Raw genomic sequence first — 26356 nt, 5'->3', positions numbered from 1 at the left:
GGAAAATGGTGACCCCGACAGGACTCGAACCTGTGACCCTCAGATTAGGAATCTGATGCTCTATCCAACTGAGCTACGGGGCCATTCCACAAGACCGCGACGTATGTAGCAAAGACGGACGGCCAGCGCCAGAGGGGCTGATGGCTTTCCTGTCGGCTCGCGGCGCCATGACCGGGGTGAAGCGACGACATCACCCGCTTGCCAAGTGCCGCAAGCGGCGCCATCCTCGTGCCATTATGGGCACAGTAAACGGCGGGGGGTATTCATGCGCGGCTGGTTTTACGAACAGATGGCCATGTATTCGGCCTATCATCGCTCTTTTCGCAATCAACTGACCCATCATGTGGGAGTGCCGCTGATTGTCTTTTCCCTGCTGGTCATCGCGGCGCGGGTCGAACTGATGAGCCTGCCCGGTGGCCCGCTTACGCTGGCCGCGGCGCTGATGGGGCTGTTGCTGCTGATATATGTGGTGGCGGTGCCGCTGATCGGCATGGTGGCTGTGGCGCTGTATGGCGTGCTGCTTTATGCCGCGCAGCAGGTGGCCGCGCTGGGCCTGCAACCGGCGCTGATCGTGTTTGGCGCGGGGTTTGTCGGGGGCTGGGTGATCCAGTTCATCGGCCACGCCTTTGAAGGCCGCCGCCCGGCCCTGTTCGACAATCTGGTGCAGATTTTTATGGCCCCGGCCTTTCTGATCGCGGAAATCCTGTTCGCCCTGGGCGTGGAGCAGGGGCTGAGGGCGGAGATTGGCCGCCGTATGCCCCGCTATCTGCCAAAGGACGACTGAATCAACCGCCGCCCCCGACGGATCCGCCGCTACAGATAAGGGCTGAACAACCAGAGAAGCCGCCCTGCCGCCCGCTTGAAACGGGACCGCCGGTCCAGGTCGCGCAGGGTCAGTCGGCTGGCGCCCTCGAACCGTATCTTGATCCGCTGCACCAGCAGACGGGCCAGGGCGCGGCTATAGACTTCCAGATTGAATTCGAAATTCAGCTTGAGCGACCGGGCATCCCAGTTACTGCTGCCCAGCAGGGACCAGGTGCCATCCACCACCATCAGCTTGCTGTGGTCAAAGGGCGGATCGGACAGCCAGATCCGGCACCCGGACTGAAGCAAGGGCCGAACGGCGGCAAAGGCGGCCAGGTTGAAAAACACCAGATTGTTCCGGCGCGGCATGATGATGTCCACCCGCACCCCCCGCAGCGCCGCCTGCGACAGGCTGGAGACCAATGGCCCTTCAGGCAGAAAATAAGGGGTGACGATGTGCACCCGCTTTCGGGCGGACGCCAGCGCGCTTTCCAGTATGGGGCTGGTCTTCTGCACCGGTTCGTCCGGCCCGTCGGCCAGGGCCCGTGCCACCATGTCTCTCCGCGTGGGCCGTCTGGGCGCATCTTCGGGGAACCAGGCCGCGCCGGTCAGTTCCTCCCGCGTGGCGAACGCCCAGTCATCGGCGAACGTGTCCATCATGTGGGCCACCACTGGCCCCGAAATGCGAAAATGGGTATCGCGCACCTGTGCCGCCCTGTGCCCTTCCGCCAGATGACCGTCACGGATGTTCATGCCCCCGGCAAAACCGATATGGCCATCCACCACCATCATCTTGCGATGGGTGCGCAGATTGAAAAAAGCCAGCCGCCAGGACACCCGCGCCGGATTGAACCGGGCCACCGGCACACCGGCCCGACGCAGCGCCCCGATCACGGGCTTGAAGCCATACAGATTGCCCACCGCATCCACCAGCACCCGCACCGCCACGCCACGCTCCACCGCCGCCTTCAACGCGGCCACGAAGCGGCCTCCCACCCGGTCGTTCTGAAAGATATAAGTGGTCAGCGCCACGCTGTGCCGGGCCGAATCGATCGCTGTGATCATGGCGTCATAGGCTTCCGACCCGCCTTCCAGCGGCAGCACGCGATTACCGGCCACCGGCGGTTCCCGGCTGATGCGCCCCGCCAGCCGGGAATGGGCACGCCAGCGCGGCAGGCTGTCCGGCATCAGGTCTTCAAGCAGCGGGCCATCCGGGTCCACCAGCCATGCCTGCCGCGCCGGGCGCCCCCGGCGGGCACGCACCCGCCGCGCACGACGACGGATTCGATTCATGCCGAACAGGAAATACAGGGCCAGCCCCACGGCGGGCGCCAGCCAGATCACACCCAGCCAGGCAAAGGCCGCGCGGGCATCGGATCGGGTGGCCAGCACATGGCCGCTGACCACCAGCATGGCGCCGAAAAGCAGCGCCGCCAGAATGAAGTAATGCTGCCAGAGTGCGGCGATCAGTTCCACACCGCGCCCCCCCGCGACGTTTCCGCCCGCACGGCCCGCTTGTGCCGCCGCAGAGCCTTGACTAGCCTGTGACCCATGACACGCAGTTCCCCCCATCATCAACCGGGCCGATCCGGCCCGCCGCACCCGAATCATGACGCCCTGGCCCTGGAAGCGCAAGCGGTGGCCCTGCGCCGTGGCGGTCGCCATGTTCTGGCAGGGGTGACCTTCCGCCTGTCCGGGGGCGATGCGCTGCTGCTGAGAGGGCCGAACGGCTGCGGCAAGTCCAGCCTGTTGCGCGCCCTGGCGGGGTTTCTGCCTGTGGCCGCGGGCGCGCTGACCCTGACGATGGGGGCGGGCGCGCCAATGCCCATGCCCACGGCGGAGGCGCGCCAACACCTGCTTTACAGCGGATCGGCGGATGGCCTGAAGGACAGCCTGAGCCTGGCGGACAACAGCCGCTTCTGGGCCGAGGGGCTGGGACTGACCATCCCGCCGCCCCGGCTTCAGGCGGCGGCGGCGCGGCTGGGCATCGCCGCCCTGATGGCGGAGCAGGTGCGCTATTTCTCCACCGGCCAGCGGCGGCGCGCGGCGCTGATGCGTTTTCTGCTGGCGGATCGGCCCGTCTGGCTGCTGGATGAACCCCTGAACGGCCTTGACGGTGATGGGCGGCAGACGCTGGCGGCCATGGTGCGCGACCACCGCGCGGCGGGCGGCCTGGCCGTGATCGCCAGCCATGACCCGGTGCCCGGCGTGTCAAACGCTATGGACCTTGCCCGCTTCGGCCCGGCCCCCATTCCGGCGGAGAGCCTGTCATGACCCCGTCCGCGCCCGACCATTCGCCCCGCCCCGGCCTGATGCGCGCCATCATCGCCCTGATTCGGCGCGATGTGGCCCTGGCCTGGTCCGAAGGCGGCGCGGCGGGCCTTGTGCTGGGCTTTTTTCTGGTGGCGGTCAGCCTGTTTCCCTTCGGCATCGGCCCCGCGCCGCAATTGCTGGCGCGTATGGCGCCGGGCATTGTCTGGGTGGTGGCCCTGATGGCCGCGGTTGTCAGCCTGGACCGGCTCTATCAGGTGGATTTCGAGGATGGCACGCTGGATCAGGTGGCCCTTTCCCCCGTGGGTATGACCGGGGTGGTTCTGGCCAAGACGGCGGCCCACTGGCTGGGCCTGATGCTGCCGCTGGCCCTGATGACCCCGCTGCTCGGCGCCATGCTGGGGCTGTCCGGGCAAAGCCTGGGGGTGCTGCTGCTGGGCTTTCTCATCGGCAGCCCGGCGCTGTCACTGATAGGAGGGGTGGGCGCGTCGCTGACCGTGGCGGTGCGGCGAGGCGGCGTGCTGATCGCGCTTCTGGTGCTGCCCCTGACCATTCCCACCCTGATCTTCGCCGTGGGGGCCGTGGATGCCAGCGCCAATCTGCAAGCACCCGTGCCGCATCTGGCCCTCTTGGGCGCCACCAGCCTGCTGGCCGCACTGGTCAGCATACCGGCCAGCGTGCTCGCCCTGAAGCTGGCTCTGGAATAAAGAACGCCGGCACCGGAGCAGGACCGGTCACGCTGTCGCGGTCTCTTGCCGCCGACGGTCAGCCGGGATAGGTAAGGGACAATCACCCGGTGCCCGGCGTCGCGCATCGCCGTGAAAGCGCCCATCAACGCAGGAGCCCCGCCGCACCCATGCACGCGCTCGCCAATCCCGCCCGGTTCAACCGGCTGAGCAGCCTTATCCGCCCCTGGGCCTTCCGGGTCATGGCGGGGGCGCTGGCCGTGGGCCTGTATGCCGCGCTGGTGACCAGCCCCGCCGATTATCAGCAGGGCGACAGCGTGCGGATCATGTATGTGCACGTCCCCGCCGCCTGGATGGCGCTGTTCGTCTATATGGTGATGGCGGTGGCCAGCTTTGCCGGGCTGGTCTGGCGCCATCCGCTGGCCCTGCTGGCGGGCAAGGCCGCCGCCCCGGTCGGGGCCGCCTTCACCTTTCTGGCCCTGGCCACGGGGGCGCTGTGGGGCAAGCCCATGTGGGGCACCTATTGGGTGTGGGACGGGCGGTTGACCAGCATGTTGATCCTGTTCTTTCTGTATCTGGCCTATATGGCGCTGTGGTCGGCGTTGGACGATCACGACAAGGCGGGCCGCGCAGCGGCGATTCTGGCCCTTGTGGGCACGGTGAACATCCCCGTGATCAAGTTTTCGGTGGACTGGTGGCACACCCTGCACCAACCTGCCAGCGTGATGCGGCTGGACGGGCCCACCATCGATGGCAGCATGTTGTGGCCGCTTCTGATCATGGCGCTGGCCTTCAAGGCGTATTTCATCTGGCTGTTTCTGGGCCGCCTCGGCCTTGAGTTGGACCGCCGCAAGCTGGATGTGCTGCGGATGAACCGGCTGGCGGCGGACAGGGGGCGCGCGCAATGAGCACTTTCTTCGCCATGGGCGGATACGGGGTCTTTGTCTGGGCTTCCTATGGCCTGACCGCGCTGGTGCTGGGCGTTTTGGCGTTGGCAAGCCACCGACAGGCCCGGCGCACCCGCCAGCGGCTGGACTCATTGCGCCCCGCCCGGCGGCGCACCACCGAACAAGGCAGGAATTAAGCCCGATGGCTGGACTGGTCACACGCAAGAAACAACGGCTGCTGGTCATTTCCGCGGCACTGGCCACGCTGGCGGGCGCGGTGGCGCTCATTCTTGTGGCGCTTGGCGGCGATTCCCTGAGCCTGTTCCTGCAACCGACGGCCCTGAAGGCCCGCGCCGAAAGCGGCCAGTTGGCCGCCGACCAGCGGGTGCGGCTGGGCGGGCTGGTGGCCGAGGACAGCTTTTCCCGGCTGGATGACAAGCTCACCTATCGCTTTGTGGTAACGGACTGCGTGGCGGATATTCCCGTCCATTACAAGGGCCTGCTGCCGGACCTGTTCCGCGAAGGGCAGGGCGTTGTCACCGAAGGCAGGCTGACGGCGGACGGCACCTTCCGCGCCGATACCGTGCTGGCCAAGCATGACGAAAATTACGCGCCGCCGGGCAGTATGCCGGAAAACCCCGAAGCCTGCGCCCATCCCGATAACATGTCGTCCGGCCCGAAAGCTGACGGAAAAGACGGCGAAAAGCCGGGGGGCACGTGATGGCGGCGGAAATCGGACAAGCGGCCCTGGGGATCGCCCTGCTGCTGGCGCTGCTGGGCGCGGTGGTGCCGCAGATCGGCGCCGCGCGCGGTGACAGCCGCCTGATGGCCGTGGCGGACGGCGTGGCGCCGGGCCTGTTCCTGATGCTGGCCATTGCCTTTGGCGCGCTCACATATGCCTTTGTAACGTCGGACTTCTCGCTGAAAGTCGTTACGGCCAACTCTCATACGGCCAAGCCATTACTGTATAAAATCTCCGGCACCTGGGGCAATCATGAAGGCAGCCTGCTGCTGTGGGTGCTGATCCTGGCCCTGTTCGCGGCCCTGATCGCCTGGCGGGGTCAAAAGCTGCCGATCCGCTTCCGGGCCCGCGTGCTGGCGGTGCAGAACCTGCTGGCGCTGGGCTTTCTGCTGTTCATCCTGCTCACATCCAACCCGTTCGAGCGGCTCAGCCCCGCCCCCGGCGAAGGTCAGGGCCTGAATCCGCTGTTGCAGGACCCCGGCCTCGCCTTTCATCCGCCTATGCTCTATCTGGGCTATGTGGGGCTGAGCGTGGCCTTTTCCTTTGCCGTGGCGGCGCTGATCGATGGCCGTGTCACCCCCGCCTGGGCGCGCTGGGTCCGGCCCTGGACCCTGCTGGCCTGGATGTTTCTGACCGCCGGAATCGCGCTGGGGTCCTGGTGGGCCTATTACGAACTGGGCTGGGGCGGCTGGTGGTTCTGGGACCCGGTGGAAAATGCCAGCTTCATGCCCTGGCTGGCCGCCACCGCCCTGCTGCATTCCGCCATTGTGGTGGAAAAGCGCGATGCCCTGAAAAGCTGGACCATCCTGCTCGCCATCGTGGCCTTTTCCTTCTCGCTGCTCGGCACCTTTCTGGTGCGGTCGGGCGTGCTCACATCCGTCCATGCCTTCGCCGTGGACCCGGAGCGGGGCATTTTCATTCTCGGCTTTCTCGCCTTCGCCGTGGGCGGCGCGCTGACGCTGTATGCCTGGCGCGCGCCGGGCCTGTCCGGCGGCGGTCTGTTCGCCACGGTCAGCCGGGAATCGGCGCTGGTGCTGAACAATATCCTGCTGGCCACCTTTTCCGGCGTGGTGCTGGTGGGCACGCTTTATCCGCTGGTGATGGAAGCCATGGGGCTGGGGCAGATTTCGGTGGGGCCGCCCTTCTTCAATTATGCCGCGCTGGTGCTGATGTCGCCGCTGGTGGTGGCGCTTACCATGGGGCCGGTGCTGGCCTGGAAACGGGGCCGGATGCGCCGGGCGCTGAGCCTGTCGCTGCCGGTGGCGCTGGTGGCGGTGGTGCTGGCGGTGGTGCTGGCCTGGCCCCGCATTGGCGACCCGGTGATGACGCTGCTGGGGCTGACCCTGGGCCTGTGGCTGACCGGCGCGGTGCTGGCGGACCTGTGGCGGGACGTAAAAGACCGCCGCAACAAGCTGGACCGGCTGCTGCGCCTGCCCCGCGCCCGCTATGGTCAGGTGCTGGCCCATCTGGGCGTGGCCGCACTGGTTCTGGGCATCACCCTGAGCGAAGCCTGGACGCGGGAGAGCCTGACCCTGCTGAAGCCCGGCGAAAGCGCCGTGGTGGGCAACTATCGCTTCCGGCTGGATGGCGTGAGCCCCAAGGCGGGGCCGAACTACAGCGCCGTTCAGGGCACTTTCACCGTGCTGCGCGGCGATGACGTGGTGAGGGTGCTGAAGCCGGAAGACCGGGTTTATGCCAACCCGCCCATGAACACCACAGAAGCGGCCATCGCACCGCTTCTGTCCGGCGACCTGTACGCGGTGATCGGTGAGTTTGCCGGGGACGGTCAGTGGTCCGTGCGGCTTTATCACAAGCCGGGCATTTCGCTTCTGTGGCTGGGGGCGATCCTGATGGTGCTTGGCGGGCTGCTGTCGCTGTCCGACCGGCGGTTGAGGCTGGGTTTGCCCGGGGCGAAACGCAGCGCCCCCGATGGCGGGGCACACAAGCTGGAGGCAGGCGCATGACCGCACGTCGCCCGCGCGCCCTGGTGTTTCTGCCGGTGCTGGCCTTCGCCGCGCTGATCGGCCTGTTTGCCGCCATGCTGACCGCTGACCGCGACCCCAAGGAAATAAAGAGCGTGCTGATCGGCCGCCCGGCCCCGGATTTCCAACTGCCCGCGCTGGACCCCGGCGGCCCCGGCCTTGACGGAAAGACCCTGACCGCGCCTGACCAGCCGGTGCTGGTGAATTTCTTCGCAAGCTGGTGCGTGCCCTGCCGGGCGGAGCACAGCGCCCTGATGAATCTGGCGCAAAAGGAAAATGTGCGCCTGGTGGGCATCGCCTATAAGGACGACCCGGCGGATGCCCGCGCCTTTCTCGATGAATTGGGCAACCCGTTCAGCCGCATCGGCGTGGACCGGGACGGGCGCGTAGCAATCGACTGGGGGGTAACGGGCGTACCGGAAACCTTCCTGGTCGGGCCGGACGGCGTGGTACGCTATCGTCATTTCGGGCCGATCATCGGGGACAGCCTGCAAAAACGGCTTTTGCCGGAACTGGAAAAGGTACGCTGATGCGCCTGTGGCTCGCCGCTTTCATGCTGTGTCTGACGATGGGGGCGCTCATCCTCGCCGCGCCCGCCACCAACCCGGTATGGGCGGTGGCGGTGGATGAACAGCAACTGGCGGACCCGCGGGCCGAAGCCCGCGCCCGCGCCCTGATGCAGGAAATTCGCTGTCTGGTGTGCCAGAACCAGTCCATCGTGGACAGCGATGCGGACCTGGCCAGGGATTTGCGCGCCCTGGTGCGGGAGCAGGTGGCCGCGGGCAAATCCAATCAGGCAATCAAGAATTATCTGGTGGCGCGCTATGGCGACTGGGTGCTGCTGGAACCGCCGCTGGATGCGCGCACTCTGCTGCTGTGGGGCTCGCCCGTGCTGTTTCTGGCGCTGGCGGGGCTGGCGGTCTGGCTGGGACGGCGCAAGCGCCCCGCGCCCGCCCTGTCCGCGGAAGAAGAAGCCGCCGCGGATGCCCTGCTCGCGGCCGCGAACACGGATGCACCCCCCCATGAAGGCAGCCGGGCCAACGGAGACGACAGGGCATGATCTGGGCAATCACTTTCCTGATGGGCGCCATCGCCGCCGGGCTGATGCTGATTGGCATACGCTTCGCCCGCCAGCAGGACATGCGCGACGATCCGGTGGCGCATTTCAGGGCCCAACTTGATGAGCTGGATGCGGACGAGGCGGCGGGCAAGGTGGCGCCCGATGCCGCCGCCCGCGCCAGAAACGAAATCAAGAAGCGCCTGCTGGACGTGACCAGCGAAGGCGGCCCCGCGCGCACCGGGGCGCGCACATCCTGGCCGGTCCTGACGGGGCTGAGCGCGCTGATTCTGCTGGGCGGGCTGGGGCTCTATGCCCTTGGCGGCCATCCGGGCATGAAGGCGGCCCCCGGCGAACGGGAATCCATGGCGGACCAGCCCGTGACCCAAGGCGGCCCCAGCTTCCGGCAGGCCATGGCCGATATTCGCGCCCATCTGGCGGACAATCCCGACGACACGGAAGGCTGGGCCATTCTGGCGCGCACGGCACGGGGACTCGGCGATTACGGGCTGGCGGCGCGGGCCTTTGGCGCGCTGGTGCGGCTGGAACCGGACAACACCCAATGGCGGGTGGAGCGGCTGGAAGCCTTTCTCGCCATGAATGACGGCAAGGCCACCCCCGCCGCCCGGCTGGTACTGGACGATCTGCTGGCCCGCGCGCCCCGCCACCCGGCAGGGCGCTATTATCTGGGGCTGGTGGCCGAGCAGGACGACCGGCCCGAACGGGCGCGGGACATCTGGACGGGCCTGCTGGCGGAAAGCGAGCCGGATGCCCCGTGGCGCCCCATGGTGGAATCCCGCCTTTCCGCCCTGAACGGTGACGGCCCCGCCCCCGGCATCAGCGCGCAGGACCGCGCCCGCGTGGCGGACATGAGCCCCGCGGAGCAGCGCCAATTCATCGATGACATGATCGGACGACTCAAGGCGCGCCTGGCCAATGAGCCCCGGAATACCGAAGGCTGGCTGATGCTGGCCCGCACCCATATGGCACGCGGGGAACCGGACAAGGCCCGCGCCGTTCTGGACCAGGCGCTGGACAGTGTGGCGCCGGAAAACCGGCCCGCCATCAGGCAAATTCTTGACAATTTGAATAAAAAGCCAAATTCTTGAGTCCCACTCGCGGCCCGATGAGGGCCATTCCGCCAAAATGCGGATTATCGGGGCGCGAAGAAATCGTCTGCCTGGAATGCCATCGCACCAGCAGTCGAGACCATTTATGAACATTTCCGAAGGCGGCCTGTCCGCCCAATTACAAGCCCAGAATGACGCCCTGCGCGCCCGACGTGGCCCCGCCGACAACCCGGCGGCCCGTCAGCAGGCGCGCCTTGGCGCCGCCGCTTTTGAGCGGGTGGCCGCTGATGGCCGCGCATCGGACGCCCTTTCGGACAGCACCGCGAGACCGGAACGGCAATCCTTCACCCAGGCCGGGGAAGATACCGGCCTGCGGCGGGACCGGTCCCTGACCGTCATTCGCAATGGGGCCGGCCAACCCCGACAGGCGGAAGAAGAACAGCGCTCCTCGGTGAGCGACGTGGCCGAGACGGAACGCCGCGTGGCCGCGCTCAACCGCCGCGAAGCGCCTTTTGGCGGCGCCATCCGGCAGGCGGCGGCGGGACAGGCCGGGGCCCGGCTGGGCCAGATCGTGGACCTGACCGTGTGAGCGATTTTCACTGGACAGGGCGGGGCTGGCGCGCCACTTCTCATGCAGGTCACCGCGCCGACCCGGCGTTCTGGTGAAGCGGCTGATCCGGCAATCGAAAGGCGCATGGCATGAGCGATACCCCCGTTCCCAAGCGATTCGACCGGCGGGTTCCGCACGGCGACGACCTGGAACGGCTGGTCTGCGACAATTGCGGCTTCGTCCATTACGAAAACCCGAAAATCATCACCGGCGCCGTGGTCACGTTCGAGGACCGGTTTCTGCTGGTACGCCGGGCGATCGAACCACGATACGGCTTCTGGACCATCCCCGCCGGCTATATGGAACTGAACGAAACCCCGGAGCAGGGCGCCGCCCGCGAAGCCATGGAAGAAGCCTGCGCCGCCATCACGGTACAGGACCTGCTGGCCGTCTATACGGTTCAGCATATCAGCCAGGTGCATATGATGTACCGCGCGAAGCTGAAGGAACCCAGCTTCGCCCCCGGTGTGGAAAGCCTGGAGGCGCAACTTTTCCGCTGGGACGCCATTCCATGGGATGACCTGGCGTTTCCCACGGTGCACTGGGTTCTGAAACATTACCGGGAGGTATCGGACAAGGCAGCCATCGCCCCTTTCGGCAACCCGGAGCCATCGCGCCCGCCAAAACCCTGAACACGGGCGCCGGGCGGCGCTATTCCGACGCGCTGTCCCCCGCGCCGTCCAGCCGGTATCGCAGCAACAGGGGTATCTGGGTCATCACGAACAGGAAGGTGAGCGGCATCACGCCGAAGGTCTTGTAAGTGACCCACAGGTCCGTGCTCTGGGTGCGCCAGACCAGCTCGTTCAGCCCGGCGGTGGCGGCGAAGAACAGCGCCATATTGCGGCTGACCTTGAGCCAGCCGGTATCCGCCAGCGGCGGCAGCGCATGGGCCATCACCGGCTTGAGCAGCGGGCGCCCGGTGAAAACCCCCAGCCCCAGAACGGCGGCGAACACCAGGCTGATCAGGGTGGGTTTCATCTTGACGAAGGTGGCATTGTCGAACCACAGCGTCAGCGCCCCCATCACCGCCACAATGGCGGACGACACCCACAGCATGGGCGGCACCCGGCCCTGCCAGCGCCACGCCAGGACAACAGCGATAACCGTGGCCGCCATGAACAGGGCCGTGGCCACCATGAGCGGCGAAGACAGGCCCAGCAGATCGCTGAGGCCGAGCGCGTCATTCAGCTTGAAGGCGCTGAAAAACACCACCAGCGGCCCCAGTTCGGGCACCAGCCTTTGCCACGGCTTGACGGGTGGACGGCCCTGAGGGTCGGGGATGGCCGGTTCGGTCATGAAGAGCCTTTCCAGACAAGGCCGCACGCACACGGGTGCACGGGGCCGGGGTCTTGTGATCATGGGGGGAAAGGGATAAACCCCTAGGCAGCGGGGCTCAAGAGCGGATCGGGCGGGCGCATCGGCAAAAGCGGCCCGGCGCCACCGCCCGGCCCTTTCCGGGCTGACCCATTCCATCGGGAGCGGACATGAGCGGCTATTTCGGCATCGGTATCGACGGCGTATCCAAAAAAGGCAATATCGGCAATCTGGTACGCACGGCCAACGCCTTCGGCGCCCATTTCGCCTTTGCCGTTGCCGCCTGCCGGAACCCGCTGACGGGCGAATCCCCGCTGGACGATTTCGCCGACACGTCCAAGAGCTACAAGGCCATGCCGGTCTATTCCTATGCCGCGCCCGACGAGGTGCCCGTACCGGCGGACTGTCGGCTGGTGGGCGTGGAGATGGCCGACGACGCGGTGGAACTGCCGGTTTTCCGCCACCCCCACCGGGCCATTTACGTGTTGGGCGCGGAACGCTATTCCCTGTCGGACGCCATGGTCGCCCGCTGCCATGAAATGATCACCATTCCGACGCGATTTTCACTGAACGTGGCGACAGCGGGGGCCATTGTCATGTATGACAGGATGCGCCTGCTGGGCGGATACCCCGATCGACCCACCATGCCGGGGCGACGGGCGGCAGAGAGGCCACCGCACCGCCATGGCGGGCCGATCAGCCGAACGGCTGCAAAACAGGCCGGGCCGCGCTAGAAAGAAAGATACCGTCGATTCCCGAGACCGGAACAAGGACAGGAGACCCATGACCCCGTTTAAAGCCCTGACCCTGGTCACAGTCCTGAAAAGGACGTTCGCCACCCTGCCGCTGCTGGCCATGATCGCCAGCCCCGCACTCGCCGCCGAGAAGCGGGAGCTGATCGGCAGCTTCCGGGACTGGGATGCCATCCAGTCGGTGAACGACAAGGGGCAGAAGACCTGCTATATCCTGTCATCCCCCAAGGATACGGAAATCAGCCGTTCCGGAGCCCGGCGGGGGGACATCTACATGACCGTCACGCACCGCCCCGCCTATGAGGTGACGGGCGAAGTGAATGTGGTGGTGGGCTATCCCCTGCGAGCCGGCAGCGAAATGAGCGTGAGCGTGGACGGCAAGCACAGTTTCCGCCTGTTCACCGAAGGCAACGGCGCCTGGACCTATGACCCGCAGGACGATGCCGATCTGGTGAAGCGCATGAAAGCAGGGCTCAAACTGGTGGCGCGCGGCGTGTCCCATCGCGGCACCCGCACGGCGGACACCTATTCCCTGTCCGGCTTCACCGCCGCCTATAACGCCATTTCCAAAGCCTGCGGCGTATCGGGCTGAGACCCCTTCGGCTTTACAAGTGCGCGGCACAGGCGTATAGGCTGGCGGCAAATCCGACCCCGGCGGTGATGATGCCGTCGGCCCCGTGGAAAACCCTGGCGCCGCCTGCAGGCGGCAAAAGGACGGTTGGGAGAAAGCCCCCATGCAAACTCATGCCGAAGGCATCGAGCCGATCATCAAGCCGCGTCTGGACCCGGAAGCGGCCACCGGCAAGCGCAATATTCTGGGCCTGGACCGGGACGGCCTGAAGCAGGCCCTGATCGAGGCCGGCGTGCCCGAAAAACAGGCCCGGATGCGCACCCAACAGGTGTGGCACTGGATCTATCATCGCGGCGTTGCCTCCTTCGACCGGATGACCAATGTGTCCAAGGCGGTGCGCCAGATGCTGGATGACCATTTCACCCTGGCCCGGCCACAGGTGAGCGAGGCGCTTTATTCCAGCGATGGCACGCGCAAATACCTGATTCGGTTCGCGGACGGGTCGGAGGCGGAAACCGTCTTCATCCCGGAGGAAGACCGCGGCACGCTGTGCGTTTCCTCCCAGATCGGCTGCACGCTCAATTGCCGCTTCTGCCATACCGGCACCATGCGGCTGGTGCGCAACCTGTCGGCGGCGGAAATCGTCGCCCAGATCATGGTGGCCAAGGATGATCTGGATGAATGGAGCGAACATCCCACCCATGGTCGCCGCGTGACCAATGTGGTGATGATGGGCATGGGCGAACCGCTGTATAATTTCGACAATGTGAAAGCCGCGCTGGCGGTTCTGATGGACGAGGAGGGCATTCAGCTTTCCCGCCGCCGGATCACCCTGTCCACCAGTGGGGTGGTGCCCCATATGGAACGCTGCGGCCAGGAAATCGGCGTTAATCTGGCGGTATCCCTGCACGCGGTGACGGACGATGTGCGCACCGAAATCATGCCCATCAACAAGAAATATCCGCTGGATGAGGTGCTGACGGCCTGCGCCAATTATCCGGGCGCCCATAATGCCCGGCGAATCACCTTTGAATACACCATGCTCCGGGGCATCAATGACAGCCCGGAAGACGCCCGCCGCCTTGTGGCCCTGCTGAAGAAATACAAGCTGCCCGCCAAGGTGAACCTGATTCCGTTCAATCCCTGGCCCGGCAGCCCCTATGAGTGCAGCGACGACGCGGCCATCCAGACCTTTTCCGACATTGTCTATGCGGGCGGCATTTCCGCCCCCATCCGCACACCGCGCGGGCGGGACATCATGGCCGCCTGTGGCCAGTTGAAATCCGCCAGCGAAAAGAAATCAAAGGCGGACATCAGGCGGGAAGCGGAAGCCGCATCCGCCTGAAGGCGTTTCTTTCAAGGGCCGGGTGCTCGGAAACGGATCAGGCGCCGCCCTCCATGTCGACGGGCGTGACCGTGTGAGTCTCGCCGTTCCACCGCGCGGTGGCCAGCGGCCTGTGGTCGCTGTCGGGGGCTGTCACGCTGTCCAGGCCGAACCAGTGGCCGGTGGCGCCGTCCCGCGTCAGCTCCACCTCCAGCCAGCCGCGATGGGTCGGGTCCATCCATTCCAGTTCCGGGCTGGCGGCCAGCAGCTTTTCACGCACCAGCGCCGGGTCCGCCGGAACATAGCTTTCCAGCCCCGGCGAGCTGACGCCCATGGTGCCCCATTCCACCGCGGTGGGCGGTGTCGTCTCGTCCGACTTTTCCGGTCTCAGGCTAAAGGCCCAGCCATTATGGGTATCCCCGGCCAGCATGACGGGGGTGGCGCCCGCCGCTTTGAAGGCGGCAAGCAAGCGGGCGCGGGCCGCGGGATAGCCGTCCCACGCATCCAGATTGAAGGGCAGGCCATAGCGCGCCAGCATCATGAAAAAGCCGAAAGTCTGCCGGTCCAGGAAGGTGGCGCGGGAGAAGTCCATCGCGTCTTCGGGGATTTGCGGAATGCCCAGATGGCCAGACAGCACCTGCTGGCCGATGATCTGAAAGGGCTGCCCGCTGGCCACGCTTTCTTGCAGTTCCCGCGCGAGCCATTGTTCCTGCGCCTGCCCCAGCAGGGTGCGATCCGGGTCGCCCAGAATGTCGCTGCGAAAGCGCGCCACATCGGGCAGATAGCTGAAGCCACGGGGCATGTCGCCCGGCTTCATGTCCTGAATGCGGGCCCAGTCGGTCACGGGTACCGGCTCGGCCCCGGTCAGATCGAAGGGCACCGGCACATGCCGGATGCGATCCTCTGGCAGGGCGGCCAGCGCATCCGCATCCAGCACCGCCCGCGGCCCGCCGTCCGCGCCCATATCAAACGGCAGCGTGCGATAGGGCATGTGATCTTCATAGCTGATCTGCTCATCCCGCCCGATCAGGCGGGTATCCAGCATGATGAGCCGGGCCAGATTGCCCAGATCGAAGCTGCGATAAATCTGTAGAAAGGGGGCGCCCGGCTCCGGGTCCCGGATGGGCAGCCATTCCCGATATGCCTGCACGGCGGCGCGGCGGCGCCTGGCGAAGGCGCCCTCGTCTTCCTGATGGTTTTCCGCCCCATCCGTCCAGGTGTCATTGGCGATTTCATGGTCGTCCCAGACACAGATGAAGGGATGCGCGGCATGGACCGCCTGAAGGTCCGTATCCGAACGGTACAGGGCATAGCGGGTGCGGTAGTCGTCCAGCACGAAAAGTTCCGTTTTCGGCTCTACGCCGCGACCCTCGGCGACCATATCCGGGTTCACATAGCGGCCCGCTTCATATTCATAGATATAGTCACCCAGATGCGCCACAAAGGCGATGTCCCGCTCCGCCAGTGCCCGATAGGCATGGAAATATCCCTGCGGATAGTTGGAACAGCTCACCACGCCAAAGCGGATGGCATCCACATCCCCGTCGGGCAGGGTGCGTGTGCGCCCGACCGGGCTGGTCACGCCGCCCGCGCGGAAGCGGTAATAATAGGTCTGGCCGGGGCTGAGCCCGACCACATCGGGCTTGACAATGAAATCGGATCGATCGCTGGCCGTCTCGGCCCCTTCCGCCACCAGGTCCTGAAACTGGTTGTCCAGCGCGACTTCCCATAGAACCTCTGCGTTATCACCCTTTTTCGGGACAAAGCGGGTCCACAGAATGACCCGGTCCTGCAAGGGATCACCGCTGGCCACGCCGTGGCTGAAACCGGGCCGGTCCCGGCCCGCCCTGTCCGCCAGGGCACCTGGAGAAGACAGGGCCAGCGTGCCAAACCCCACCGCCCCCATGAAGGCACGGCGATTGATGGAAAAAATATCACTGCTCACGGTCTGATCTCCCCCTTGGTCCTGTTGTGCCCTAACGGATACGTTCCACTTTTCCCACACCGGACCAGCCTTCCACATAAAGGCTCTGACTGCCGAGCGCGCCGGGCTCGATCCGCACGGGGCCGGGCCTGCCCGCCTTGCGCAGATTGGAGGCCGAAGTCTCCCGCCATATCTGGCCATTTTCCAGCAGGAAGACGAAACGCCCGCTGGCATCCTTGCGATAGTCCGTGATCCGGCTCTGGATCATGGAGGGTGATTGTTGCGTGCCTGTGTCAGGCCGGGCCTGGCGCTGCCGGGCGGGTTCCTGTCGGGCGGGTTTCCGCGAAGGCGCCGACCGGGGCGGGTCTTCCGCGCTTTTTCGGGGCTTCGCCTGTGGTTGGGGGGGTGCTTTCGCGGCGGGCGCGTCCGCCTGGGGTTCCCCGCCCCTGTCGGATTGCGGCGCCGTGGCGGCGGTTCCGGTCAGGTCGTCGGTCAGGCGGCGATAACAGGCCAGTTCCTGGTCCGCGTCCGACACGGCGCGGCAGGCGGCCAGCCGGTCGGCCACGTCATCCGCCCACACACCCCCGAAGGCCATGTGCCCGATGGCCCCCATAAAAAGCCCCGCGCTTATGCGTGCAACTATCATCATTCCTTGGCCCCCTTCAAGCTGTCTGTCCTTTGTGCCCCAGCCCCGGCATCCATGCAAAAAAAATGCGGGGCCCGAAGGCCCCGCACGGAAATTCGGCAACAATTCCATGCCTTAGAAGGTCAGGCGAACCGAACCGTAGAAGAAGCGGCCAACATTGTCGAAGATGGCCGACCCGGTGCCCGCGCCCGACAGGCCCAGCGGCGGGAATTTCTGGGTCAGATTGTTCACACCGCCCATCACCTGCACTTCCTCGGTCAACTGATAGCGGACCTGGATGTCGTGGAAGAAGGTGTGGTCCGTGCGCACGATGCTTTGCAGGTCAGGGTCCTGGGCCAGGTCGTCCTGCTCCACAATCAGCATCTTGTCGATCCAGCGGAGCTCGTAATTGAGCGTCCAGTCATCCACATTCCAGGTGGCGTTGAAGTTGATGTTCCATTCCGGCGTACCCAGTTCACCCACTTCGCGGTCGAAGAAGTCCGGGTCCACCTGGAAGGGGAATTCCCGGTTTTCGTCCACATAGGTGCCGATGGCCCGCAGGTTCAGGCTGCCCCATTCCGGCGCGCCCAGGGCTTCCAGATCAAAGGCATAGCCCAGTTCGAAATCCACGCCCGTAGCTTCCAGGGACGCGAAGTTCTGGTTGGTCAACTCGAAGCCCACCACCTGGAAGTTCGGGCCCCGTTCGATCAGCGGGCAGAACTGGTTGTCGATGGTGGCGCCGTCCACGCAATTGTCGAGGACGTTTTGCAGGCTCGGCACATTGATGGCGTCATCAATTTCAATGTCCCAATAATCCACCGACATGGACAGGCCCGGAATCGCGCTGGGCTGGAAGACAGCGCCGATGGTCAGCGTATCGGCCTTTTCTTCCTGAAGGTCCGGATTGCCGCCGGACGTGCCCGGCGTGTTGCCGCGCTCGTCATCCTGGTCGAAGCCCTCAGGCACGCCCAGCGCCCGGCAGTTGGCTTCCCGGTTGTCGCTGCCCGCGTCCAGGTTTTCCGTGTCGCACGGGTCCTCGAAGAACAGGAAGGTCTGGCTTTGCGGCCCGAACAGCTCGGAGATGTTGGGCGCGCGCACCGCTTGGGAGAAGGTGGCCCGGAAGCGCAGATCGTTGATCGGCGCCCAGTTCAGGCCCGCTTTCCAGGTGGTGGTGTTGCCCACGGTGGAATAATCGGAAATCCTGAGCGCGCCATCCAGGGTCAGTTCCTTGGCGAAGGGCGCATCCTTCAGGATCGGCAGGGATACTTCCGCAAAGGCTTCCCACACGTCGAAATCACCCGTGGTCGGGGGAATCACGTTCAGGAAGGTCAGGCCGAGCTGATCCACCGCGGTGGGGAAGGACTTGGCATCCTCTGACCGGAATTCCCAGCCGCCGGCCCATTCGATGCCGCCGCCCGGCAGCTCCAGGCCGAACTCACCCAGATCGCCGGTCAGGATCACATTGGCGACCTTTTGTTCCACTTCCTCGTTCAGGAAGCCATTGGCGAAGGCGAATTGCTGCGCTTCCTCCGAAATGGCGTTTTCACCCAGAATATTGATGGGCACACAGCCATTGGTGGCGAAATCCGGGAACCCCTCTGCCGCGTCCGGGTCGATGCTGGAACGGCAGACCGCTTCGCCGGTGGCGGGGTCGATCACTGCATCGATCCCGGCGAAGAAGCGCTGGTTGATCCGGTTGTTGCCCTGCTGAATGGCGGAGGTGGACCGGCCATAATTGAAGGAGGTCTCATAGGTCATGCCCATGCCCAGATCACCTTCAAAGCCGACCACGCCCCGGAACAGTTCCCGATCCGCGCTCTGGCTGCGCAGCACTTCCTGATGGGAGCGGCTGACTAGGAAGGACGAAATGCCATTATCCTGCATGAAGCCGCGCGCCTGATCGGTCAGGAAGGCATTATCATCCTGAATGGAGATGGAGAAGATGTCGAACGCGCCGGTCCCGCTCTCGGAGAAGGTCTGCGTGTTCACATACTTCGTTTCCATGAAGAAGTTCACATTGTCGTTGAACTTGTAGGTCACATTGGCGTTGACGATGGCGCGCTGCACATCCGGTTGCAGGCTGCCGCCAATGTCGGACAGGGGAATACCGTCCCCGCCAATGGCCGTGCCGCCGGCAAAAATCTGATCACCCCGGTTGAAAGGCGCGAAATTGCCGTTTTCGAACTTGAACTGCTCACCGGTCAGCGGGTTGAGGAAGATGCCGCCCGCCGTGATGAAGTTCAGCCGCGCCCCCTCGATCAGGATTTCATCCGGCACACCGTCATTGGTGTTGTCGGGCGTATCCCCGTCATCCGGATTGTCCACGAAGGAAAGATCCCGGCGCTGGAAGGAACGCTCATTGGAGAAGAAGCCGTCGGTCTCCGACCATTCGGCGGAGATCACCGCGTTCCCCTTGCCATTGGCGAAATTGCCGCCAACGATGCCGCGTGCGGTATAGGAGAAGGCATCGCCCTCGTCAGCCTGGCCCATCTGGGCATAGAAAGTGGCGCCTTCGAAATCATCCTTCATGATGAAGTTGACAACGCCGGTCACGGCGTCCGCGCCATAAATGGCGGAGGCGCCCCCGGTCACCACTTCCACCCGCTCAACCAGTTCCTGCGGGATGGAGTTGATGTCCACCGCCGCGGAACCCGCATTGGTGGCCACATGACGGCGGCCATTGACCAGCACCAGCGTGCGGGACGTGCCCAGGCGGCGCAGGTCAAGGCTGGCCAGCCCGGCAGTGCCGATGAAGCCGGTGGACGATGCGGTGGTAAAGGTGGAGCCAAGCGCCGGAAGCTGGTTCAGCACATTGGCGATGTTGATTTCACCCTGAAGGGCCAGAGATTCAGCGTCCAGCACGGTGACCGGGCTCGGCGCGCTCATGCCGGAGCGCTTGATGCGGCTGCCGGTGACGATCACTTCGTCCAGCGAGTCAACCACACCGTCCAGCGTTTCGCTGTCCTGACCCTGACCCTGATCCTGTGCCATGACGCCCGGCGCCGCCAGCGCCAGAAGCCCAATGGAGATGGCCGTGCCGTAAAGGCGCGGTTTCAATCCGTTTCTCATGATAATCCCCCTTGATCAAAAAACTTGTCGCCGCGCCATGCAGGCCGCCCGAAGAGGCGCGACGACTCTACTTTAGGGGGATTGGACTCGCCGGTTTAATAAAAACCCTTCACCGAAACGCGCCCGATCCGGGACTTTTCCCGAAACTGTCACAGAAATGTCACAATAATGCCGCGTACCGGATTATTCCGCCGCCACGGGCCGGCCATTGCCGCGTTCGCCCATCAGGCGGCCAAGCTGGCGCGTGAAGCTGCGGAAACTGGCCCGCCGATAGGGGTCATCCAAAGGCAGGCCCGCCATCAGGCGGCGGTGCGCCTCGGCCAGATTGTGATAGGGAATGGTCGGGAACAGGTGATGAAGCGCATGAAAGCGCAGCCCCACGGGGGCCATCAGCCCGCCAATCACCGGATTGCCTTCATAATTCAGGCTATCGGCGAACTGCTCTCCTTCGTCCAGCCGTTCCAGACTGTGGTTCTGATAGCGGTGGGCGCACAGCGTGCGGATCACATTGGCCACCAGCCCGGTGGCGAAGACAGCGAAAATCTTGCCGATCCAGACCAGCGGGATCACGCCCTGCACCACCAATGTGGCGACCACCACCGTGCCGATCAGCACCTGGGCTTCCACCGCAATCAGCGCGCGGGTCCGGGCGCGGGTGGGCTTTTCATAGGCCCGGTTGATCACCAGAGAGGAAAAGCGCCGGTCCAGCACGCTGGCGCCATCCTTCCAGAACAGGCGCACCGGCAGGCCCACCAGCAGGCGCGCGAACAGGATCATCGGCGTGCCAATGGCATGTTCCAGCACGAAACCGATGAAGCCCGGCACGCTCATGCCTGACAGGGGCAGATATTCCGGGTCGTTCTTTGTGCCGTATTTGCGCGGAATGTGATGGTCCAGATGGCTTTCATAGAAAAAGGACGGCATCATGAAGGGCACGCCGAAAAGCGCGTTCCACAACCCCTTGAACAGGCCGAAGCCCTTGCGCGGCAGGTGGACGATCTCGTGAATGAAGCTGGCACAGCGATAGCTGAGAAACACCGCCCCCGCAAAGCCCGGCACCGCCAGCCAGCCATCGGCCAGCAGAAACAGCGCCAGCGCCCCGATAAAGCCCGCATAGCTCAACAGGAAATCCGCCAGGAAAATGCTCTGACGGGGAGCGAACAGGTCTTTGACCAGAGCCTGATAGGTGCGTTTGGGCAGTTTGCTCATCGGGTTGTCCCTTGTGGATGCCGGGTCCCCACCCGTACGGCGCCCATTTAGCCTGTTCGCGGCCATTTTCCAAGGGGGTTGCAGCAGCGACGCTTTGCCTCAGCCGTGCCCCCTGGCCATGACCACAGGGTCCACCACCCGGTCAAAGGTGGCACCATCCAGATATTCCAGTGCCAGGGCGGCCTCACGCAGGCTCACCCCCTGGCTGTGCGCCCGCTCCACGATTTCGGCGGTTCTGTCATAACCGATTTCCCCGATCAGCGGTGTCGCCAGCATCAGGGACCGGTGCACGTTTTCCTCCATCCGTGCCACCACGGGCTCCAGACCCGCCAGGCACCTGTCCGTGAAGCTGGTCAGGCTGTCCGCCAGCAGGGTCAGACTGGTCAACACCGTATGGGCGATCAGGGGCTTGAAGGCGTTGAGCTGGAACTGGCCGCCCGCAGCCGCCATGGCCACCGTGCTGTGGCCACCCATTACGCGGGCCGCCACCATGGTCAGCGATTCCGCCTGTGTGGGGTTGACCTTGCCCGCCATGATGCTGGAGCCCGGCTCGTTCTTGGGCAGGATCACTTCGCCCAGCCCGGCCCGCGGGCCGGACCCGTAAAACCGCACATCATTGGCGATCTTGTTGGCAATCGTGGCCAGGGTGGCCAGGTCCGCCGACAGCGCCACCAGTGCATCATGGGCGGCAATACCGGCAAAAGCGTTGTCCATCGGGCGGAAGGCGTGCCCCGTGAGGCGATGCAGGTGATCCGCCACCCGCGCCCCAAAGGCCGGATGGGTGGACAGCCCCGTGCCCACCGCCGTGCCACCCTGCGGAATCGGCAGCAGATCATCGCCCGCGCGGGCCAGCCGCGTACGTGCCTGCCGCAGTTGAAACGCCCAGGCGGCCCATTCCTGGCCAAAGGTCATGGGCACGGCATCCTGAAGATGCGTGCGGCCCAACTTGATGATGTCAGCGCACTTTTCCGACTGTTCCAGGCAGCACGATTCCATATGATCCACGGCGGGGAGCAGGCTTTCCCACAAGCCGAGGCGGGCGGCCACATGCATTACGGTGGGGATGGTATCATTGGATGACTGGCCCAGATTCACATGGTCATTGGGGTGCACCGGGTCCTTGGCGCCCATGGGCCTGCCCAGCAATTCAGCGGCCCGATTGGCGATCACTTCATTGGCATTCATGTTGGACTGTGTGCCCGACCCGCTCTGCCACACCGGCAGGGGGAAGTGATCGTTCAGGCGGCCTTGCGCCACATCGGCGGCGGCAGCGTCCATGGCTTCGGCCAGGTCGGGGTCCAGTTGGTCCAGATCGCGATTGGCGCGGGCCGCCGCCTGCTTCTGCAAGCCCAGCGCCCGGATGAACAGCGGCGGCATCCGCTCGTCCCCCACCGGGAAATTCTCCAGGCACCGCCCGGTCTGGGCGCCCCAGTAGCGATCCCCCGGAATGGTCACCGGGCCCAGCGTATCGTGCTCCTGGCGGGTTTCCTCAGTCATGAAAGATTGCCTCCTTATGGCCGAATTTGCTGCGGGCCACGGTCCCCGCTTGTCAGGTCCATGGTCTCACCCCATAGTGACCGAAGGGCCAAAGGCCGACCCGGCACCCGCTTCTGAAGTGGGCGTGGCGGGATCGTCCTGCAAGGGCCGGGCGCCGTTCAGGGGCGCAACAGATAAACGGCCCCACCGCCTTCCTGCGCAGCGCGAAGGCCCGTCGGGCCACAACACGGGGGATATGGCCATGCAGGCACGGCTGGATCAGATCATGGCGTATCTGGGCAAGGAAGAAACCATCAACAGCCTTGTGGGCTTCGGGCTTTCCGTGCTCGGCGCGCTGCTGATCCTGGTTATCGGCTTCTGGCTGGCCGGGCGCGCCAGCAACTGGACCCTGAAACTGTGCCGCAAGGCACGCAAGATGGACGAAACGCTGGCGCTGTTCTTCGCCGCCCTGATGCGCTACGCCGTTATCACCTTCACGCTTGTGGCGGTGCTGGAGGAATTCGGCGTTGAAACCACCAGCTTCATCGCCGTGCTCGGCGCATTGGGCCTGGCCATCGGGCTGTCGCTTCAAGGTACGCTCAGCCATGTGGCGGCGGGTGTGATGCTGCTTCTGTTCCGCCCTTTCAAGGTGGGCGAGTATATCGAGGCGGGGGGCCATGCGGGCACCATCACCGCCATCAGCCTGTTCACCACCGAAATGGATACACCGGACAATGTGCGCATCACCGTGCCCAATGGCATGGTCTGGGGCAGTGCCATCAAGAATTACAATTTCCACGACACGCGGCGCTGCGATCTGGTGTTCGGCATCGGCTATGGCGACGATATCGGCAAGGCGATGGATGTGATCCGGGACTGCATAAAGGCGGATGGCCGCGCATTGACGGACCCGGAAACCCAGATCATCGTGACCAATCTGGGCGACAACAGCGTGGACATCACGGCCCGCATCTGGTGCAACAGCCCCGATTACTGGCCCATGAAGTTCAGCCTGACCCGCACGGTCAAGGAAGCCTTCGACCGGGACGGCATCGAAATCCCGTTCCCGCAGCGCGCCGTGACCATGGTTCAGGGCGCCGACTGACCATCAGGCCACGCCACCATGTGCGGCGGCAGGACCAGCCGGGCGGACAGGCCGTGGCGCTTCCCCTGATGGGTTCGGTTGACCAGGTCCAGCGTGCCGCCATGAAGCCGGGCGATCGCACGGGTGATGGGCAGGCCGACGCCGAGACCAGAGCGTTTGGCGCGGATATCGCCAGACAGCGCCACTGACCCGGTGGCCAATTGCCGGATCACACCGGGCTCCATGCCCGGCCCGGCATCATCCACCTTCAGGATCAGGCTGTTATCGTAATGTCGTTCGGCACGCAAAGCCACATCCGCGCCGGCTTCGGAAGCAGCGATGGCATTGCTCACCAGTTCGGCCAGGGCCTGGGCGAGATGGGTTTCATCGCCATCAAGTGCCACCTTGCCCGGAACCTCGCTGTTCATCCGCACGTTCCGTTCCCGAAGGTGGCGCCCGCTCAACGCTTCCACCTCAGCCACCAGATCATCCAGCATGACGCGCCCGTAATGCAGGCGCATATCGCCGGATTCCAGATTGCTCATGGTCAGGATACGGTCGATCACGCTGAACAGGCGCGCACCCGCGTCACTGATATATCCGGCGAATTCGCGGCGCTCCTGGGGTGAATGGCCATCCCCCGCCCCGGCCAACAGATCGGAAAAACCGAGAATGGCATTGAGCGGCGTTTTCAGCTCATGGCCAAACAGGGCCAGCAGGTTGTGGTGCGCCTGATGATTATGGGCCACACCTTCGCGGGTCAGCCCCTCGCTGTTCCTGTGCGGCGCATTGCCCGTAACGGTCACCAGATAATGGGCCACCGTTCCGGCAAGGCCGGTCAGATATGCGATGTCGTCCGGGTCCATATCCGGTCTCGGCCTGCTATCACTCACGCATAGCGTACCGATCGCGGCACCGTCCACCACCACCGGGGCACCGGCATAAAATCGCAGATAAGGCGGGCCGGTCACCAGCGGATTGTCGGCAAATCGGGTATCCTCAAGGGCATCCGACACCACAAGCGGTTCATTATCCACGATGGTGTGGGCGCAGAATGCCTCACTGCGATCGGTGCCCTTCATATCCAGCCCGCAGCGGGCCTGAAACCATTGCCTGTCCGCCTCCAGCAGGGAAACGAACCCGGTGGGCACATCGAAGCGGGCGCACGCCCGTGCCACCAGCGCGTCCAGAACCGGATCATCGCCCCGATCCTTCAGGTCCAGATTGCGCAAGACCTCCAGGCGGAACGACTCGTTGAACGGTTCGGGAAAGGCCGGATTGACTGCAACAGTCATGGTGCCATCAGCACCACGGTCAGACCGATCAGGACAACCGCCCCGATCAGACCGACGACAAGAACATAGCGTGCCCCCGTGCGAGTGGTTCCCTGACGTACATCATTGCGGTCGAACTGCTCGTCTTTTTCGCTCATGGTACCTCTGTTGGCTTGCGTTTCCCTGACCTCCGCACTCTTGAACAAATAGGCGATGTTAATGCAACTTTAAAGATATACGACCCTTTTCGTGCACCGGATCAATCATCACCGCGCCTCTGCATAATGGCCGCCAGACCGGGCAATGAAAACCATGATTGTCAAAAAACGGTTATCCCGGTGGCCTTTTTCGCGCGAGCCCTTCCTTCATGCGGGTGAGCGGATATCATGATCGCCGCCATGCCTGTGCCCCTTTCGTGAACACCGCGGGGCGCGCCAGCCGGAAAGGGCTTCATGACACGGGACCGGACCTCAGATGCCGCCGAAAACACCGACCCCGGCACCCGCCTGGACCGGCTGAAGGCCGCGCTGACCCGACAGGGGGCGGAGCCCGCCGCGCTGGCCCGCGCATTCGCCGCCCCGATGGCGACCCGGCGCGGTGCCTGCCTGTACCGGCTGACGGGCGCGGCCCGGCCAAAAGGGGCGCCGCCCGCCGTGATCGTCAAGCTGTACCGGCCCGGATCGGCCCGGCTGTCCACACGGCCCATGAACCCGTCGGCCACGGCCCGGCAGGCGCATATGGCCCTCGCGGCACTGGACGGCATGGACCCGCCCCTGATACCCCGCCCCCTCCACGGCGCGTCATCGGAAGCGGCGGAAGACTGGCTGGCCCCTGGCGCCGTGTTGATGGAGGCGGTGGACGGCCCGCCGCTGGCGCGCCTGCTCTGGGGCCGCGCTCTCATACCCGCTGTCCGGCGCCGCCTGATGCGTGAAGCGGGCATATGGCTGGCCCGCTGCCACACCAGCGCCCCGGCGGACGAACGCCCGCTGGGCGATGCCGACCCGGCCCGGCGCCTGGCCGATATGGCACAGCGGGCGGGCGCAGCCGCCGAAACCCCGCTGATCCGGCGGGCGCTGGCCCATCTGGCCGAAACACAGGCAGCCCAGACACCCACCCCCTGGGCACGCCAGCACGGTGATTTCACACCCGGCAACCTGCTGGTGACACGCGGCGGCATCCGGGGGATTGATCTTGCCACCACCAGCCCGGCGCCCATCCTGCTGGATATGGCGCGCTTTCTGGGCCATCTGGCCGTGCACCATCCCGGCCCCAACCTCACACCCGGCCCCCTTGGCGCGCCCCGCGCCCTGAGCGATGCTTTCCTTGAAGGCTATGCGGGCGTGGCGCCCCATCTGGCCACCGCGCTTGATACCCCCGCCGCCCGCCATGCGGCCCTTTTTGAACTGACCCGGCGCTGGCTTTCCCTGAAAGCACAGCAGGCGCGCTGCGGCCCACCGGCATCAGCCCTTCTGTCAGGAAATATATCAGGCGCCGGGCGGCGGATTGCATACGGGCTGGCGGCACATCGACTGGCAAGAGCGCTGGCCCGGCTGCTGGCCAAATCGCCGTGACCATATCGCCGTGAAAGGTCTTCAAATCGGCCACCGAACACCTATATCCGGTAT

At 65.1% G+C, this 26356-nt stretch carries 26 protein-coding genes and 1 tRNA gene; 17 read left to right on the top strand and 10 right to left on the bottom strand.

The annotated features are described in order from the left end of the window. Positions 1–6 precede the first annotated feature (6 nt). Positions 7–83 (bottom strand) — tRNA-Arg (locus WGH93_RS02215). Positions 84–265: 182 nt separating this feature from the next. Here WGH93_RS02215 and WGH93_RS02210 point away from each other — a divergent pair. Next, positions 266–784: an Mpo1 family 2-hydroxy fatty acid dioxygenase gene (locus WGH93_RS02210; RefSeq protein ID WP_374763207.1), complete on the top strand. Its 519-nt coding sequence runs from the start codon at positions 266–268 to the stop codon at positions 782–784. Between the two features lie 29 nt (positions 785–813). On the opposite strand, the gene WGH93_RS02205 is transcribed toward WGH93_RS02210, so the two are convergent. Next, the gene (locus tag WGH93_RS02205) at positions 814–2280 is read right to left on the bottom strand and encodes a phospholipase D-like domain-containing protein (protein ID WP_374763206.1); all 1467 of its coding nucleotides are present in this window, start codon (positions 2278–2280) and stop codon (positions 814–816) included. A 75-nt stretch (positions 2281–2355) separates the two neighbouring features. Between WGH93_RS02205 and ccmA the strand changes: the two genes are divergently transcribed. The 11 genes from ccmA to WGH93_RS02150 all read left to right on the top strand — a co-directional run bounded on the left by ccmA (position 2356) and on the right by WGH93_RS02150 (position 10741). Further along, positions 2356–3078: a heme ABC exporter ATP-binding protein CcmA gene (gene ccmA, locus WGH93_RS02200; RefSeq protein ID WP_374763205.1), complete on the top strand. Its 723-nt coding sequence runs from the start codon at positions 2356–2358 to the stop codon at positions 3076–3078. Then, positions 3075–3782 carry a heme exporter protein CcmB gene (gene ccmB, locus WGH93_RS02195; protein WP_374763204.1) on the top strand — a complete coding sequence of 236 codons (708 nt, stop codon included), beginning with the start codon at positions 3075–3077 and terminating at the stop codon, positions 3780–3782. The genes ccmA and ccmB overlap by 4 nt, the downstream gene beginning before the upstream one ends. Positions 3783–3931: 149 nt before the next feature. Continuing rightward, complete coding sequence (locus WGH93_RS02190) at positions 3932–4669, top strand: heme ABC transporter permease (RefSeq protein ID WP_374763203.1); 738 nt, start codon at positions 3932–3934, stop codon at positions 4667–4669. Next, positions 4666–4845 (top strand): heme exporter protein CcmD, encoded by a 180-nt coding sequence (ccmD, locus tag WGH93_RS02185; RefSeq protein WP_374763202.1) that lies wholly within the window; start codon positions 4666–4668, stop codon positions 4843–4845. The genes WGH93_RS02190 and ccmD overlap by 4 nt, the downstream gene beginning before the upstream one ends. Positions 4846–4850: 5 nt before the next feature. After that, positions 4851–5369 (top strand): cytochrome c maturation protein CcmE, encoded by a 519-nt coding sequence (gene ccmE / locus WGH93_RS02180; RefSeq protein ID WP_374763201.1) that lies wholly within the window; start codon positions 4851–4853, stop codon positions 5367–5369. Further along, a complete protein-coding gene (locus tag WGH93_RS02175) occupies positions 5369–7354 on the top strand; it encodes a heme lyase CcmF/NrfE family subunit (RefSeq protein ID WP_374763200.1) in 1986 nt (661 codons plus the stop codon). Before ccmE ends, WGH93_RS02175 begins: the two co-directional genes overlap by 1 nt. Beyond that, positions 7351–7902 carry a DsbE family thiol:disulfide interchange protein gene (locus WGH93_RS02170; RefSeq protein WP_374763199.1) on the top strand — a complete coding sequence of 184 codons (552 nt, stop codon included), beginning with the start codon at positions 7351–7353 and terminating at the stop codon, positions 7900–7902. The genes WGH93_RS02175 and WGH93_RS02170 overlap by 4 nt, the downstream gene beginning before the upstream one ends. Then, positions 7902–8432 (top strand): cytochrome c-type biogenesis protein, encoded by a 531-nt coding sequence (locus tag WGH93_RS02165; protein ID WP_374763198.1) that lies wholly within the window; start codon positions 7902–7904, stop codon positions 8430–8432. The genes WGH93_RS02170 and WGH93_RS02165 overlap by 1 nt, the downstream gene beginning before the upstream one ends. Next, positions 8429–9538, top strand: a complete 1110-nt coding sequence (gene ccmI / locus WGH93_RS02160; RefSeq protein ID WP_374763197.1) for a c-type cytochrome biogenesis protein CcmI — start codon at positions 8429–8431, stop codon at positions 9536–9538. Before WGH93_RS02165 ends, ccmI begins: the two co-directional genes overlap by 4 nt. 106 nt (positions 9539–9644) lie before the next feature. Beyond that, positions 9645–10088, top strand: coding sequence for a hypothetical protein (locus WGH93_RS02155; RefSeq protein WP_374763196.1), 444 nt, complete (start codon positions 9645–9647; stop codon positions 10086–10088). A gap of 110 nt (positions 10089–10198) precedes the next feature. Further along, a complete protein-coding gene (locus WGH93_RS02150) occupies positions 10199–10741 on the top strand; it encodes an NUDIX hydrolase (RefSeq protein ID WP_374763195.1) in 543 nt (180 codons plus the stop codon). 19 nt (positions 10742–10760) lie between these two features. Here WGH93_RS02150 and WGH93_RS02145 read toward each other — a convergent pair whose 3' ends face one another. Further along, a complete protein-coding gene (locus WGH93_RS02145; protein ID WP_374763194.1) occupies positions 10761–11405 on the bottom strand; it encodes a septation protein A in 645 nt (214 codons plus the stop codon). 188 nt (positions 11406–11593) lie between these two features. On the opposite strand from WGH93_RS02145, the gene WGH93_RS02140 reads away from it, so the two are divergent. From WGH93_RS02140 to rlmN, 3 genes are all read left to right on the top strand, one after another. Continuing rightward, on the top strand, positions 11594–12157 hold the full coding sequence (locus WGH93_RS02140) for a TrmH family RNA methyltransferase (RefSeq protein WP_374763193.1): 564 nt from the start codon (positions 11594–11596) through the stop codon (positions 12155–12157). A 49-nt stretch (positions 12158–12206) separates the two neighbouring features. Continuing rightward, positions 12207–12767, top strand: coding sequence for an invasion associated locus B family protein (locus WGH93_RS02135; RefSeq protein ID WP_374763192.1), 561 nt, complete (start codon positions 12207–12209; stop codon positions 12765–12767). Positions 12768–12909: 142 nt separating this feature from the next. Continuing rightward, positions 12910–14091, top strand: coding sequence for a dual-specificity RNA methyltransferase RlmN (rlmN, locus tag WGH93_RS02130; RefSeq protein ID WP_374763191.1), 1182 nt, complete (start codon positions 12910–12912; stop codon positions 14089–14091). 37 nt (positions 14092–14128) lie between these two features. On the opposite strand, the gene WGH93_RS02125 is transcribed toward rlmN, so the two are convergent. The 5 genes from WGH93_RS02125 to WGH93_RS02105 all read right to left on the bottom strand — a co-directional run bounded on the left by WGH93_RS02125 (position 14129) and on the right by WGH93_RS02105 (position 22394). Then, positions 14129–16015: an alkaline phosphatase D family protein gene (locus WGH93_RS02125; protein WP_374763190.1), complete on the bottom strand. Its 1887-nt coding sequence runs from the start codon at positions 16013–16015 to the stop codon at positions 14129–14131. A 31-nt stretch (positions 16016–16046) separates the two neighbouring features. Then, complete coding sequence (locus WGH93_RS02120; RefSeq protein ID WP_374763189.1) at positions 16047–16643, bottom strand: hypothetical protein; 597 nt, start codon at positions 16641–16643, stop codon at positions 16047–16049. 111 nt (positions 16644–16754) lie between these two features. Beyond that, positions 16755–19688 (bottom strand): TonB-dependent receptor plug domain-containing protein, encoded by a 2934-nt coding sequence (locus tag WGH93_RS02115; RefSeq protein ID WP_374763188.1) that lies wholly within the window; start codon positions 19686–19688, stop codon positions 16755–16757. Between the two features lie 183 nt (positions 19689–19871). Further along, on the bottom strand, positions 19872–20897 hold the full coding sequence (locus WGH93_RS02110) for a fatty acid desaturase family protein (RefSeq protein WP_374763187.1): 1026 nt from the start codon (positions 20895–20897) through the stop codon (positions 19872–19874). A 99-nt stretch (positions 20898–20996) separates the two neighbouring features. Continuing rightward, positions 20997–22394, bottom strand: coding sequence for a class II fumarate hydratase (locus tag WGH93_RS02105; RefSeq protein ID WP_374763186.1), 1398 nt, complete (start codon positions 22392–22394; stop codon positions 20997–20999). A gap of 241 nt (positions 22395–22635) precedes the next feature. Here WGH93_RS02105 and WGH93_RS02100 point away from each other — a divergent pair, with 241 nt between their 5' ends. Next, positions 22636–23478 (top strand): mechanosensitive ion channel family protein, encoded by an 843-nt coding sequence (locus tag WGH93_RS02100; protein ID WP_374763185.1) that lies wholly within the window; start codon positions 22636–22638, stop codon positions 23476–23478. Here WGH93_RS02100 and WGH93_RS02095 read toward each other — a convergent pair. Together WGH93_RS02095 and WGH93_RS02090 are read right to left on the bottom strand one after the other, a co-directional pair. Further along, complete coding sequence (locus WGH93_RS02095; protein WP_374763184.1) at positions 23463–24752, bottom strand: GAF domain-containing sensor histidine kinase; 1290 nt, start codon at positions 24750–24752, stop codon at positions 23463–23465. The two genes, WGH93_RS02100 and WGH93_RS02095, sit on opposite strands and share 16 nt — an antisense overlap. Further along, entirely contained in the window at positions 24749–24889 is a 141-nt protein-coding gene (locus WGH93_RS02090) for a hypothetical protein (protein ID WP_374763183.1), read from the bottom strand. The genes WGH93_RS02095 and WGH93_RS02090 overlap by 4 nt, the downstream gene beginning before the upstream one ends. Before the next feature lie 294 nt (positions 24890–25183). Here WGH93_RS02090 and WGH93_RS02085 point away from each other — a divergent pair, with 294 nt between their 5' ends. Next, positions 25184–26302: a phosphotransferase gene (locus WGH93_RS02085; protein WP_374763182.1), complete on the top strand. Its 1119-nt coding sequence runs from the start codon at positions 25184–25186 to the stop codon at positions 26300–26302. The last annotated feature ends 54 nt before the right edge of the window (positions 26303–26356 follow it).

The organism is Yunchengibacter salinarum, from assembly GCF_037658235.1.
Classification (GTDB): domain Bacteria; phylum Pseudomonadota; class Alphaproteobacteria; order Sphingomonadales; family Kordiimonadaceae; genus Yunchengibacter; species Yunchengibacter salinarum.
Note: the sequence above shows the minus strand (reverse complement) of the source record. Positions and strands in the feature narration are given on the sequence as shown.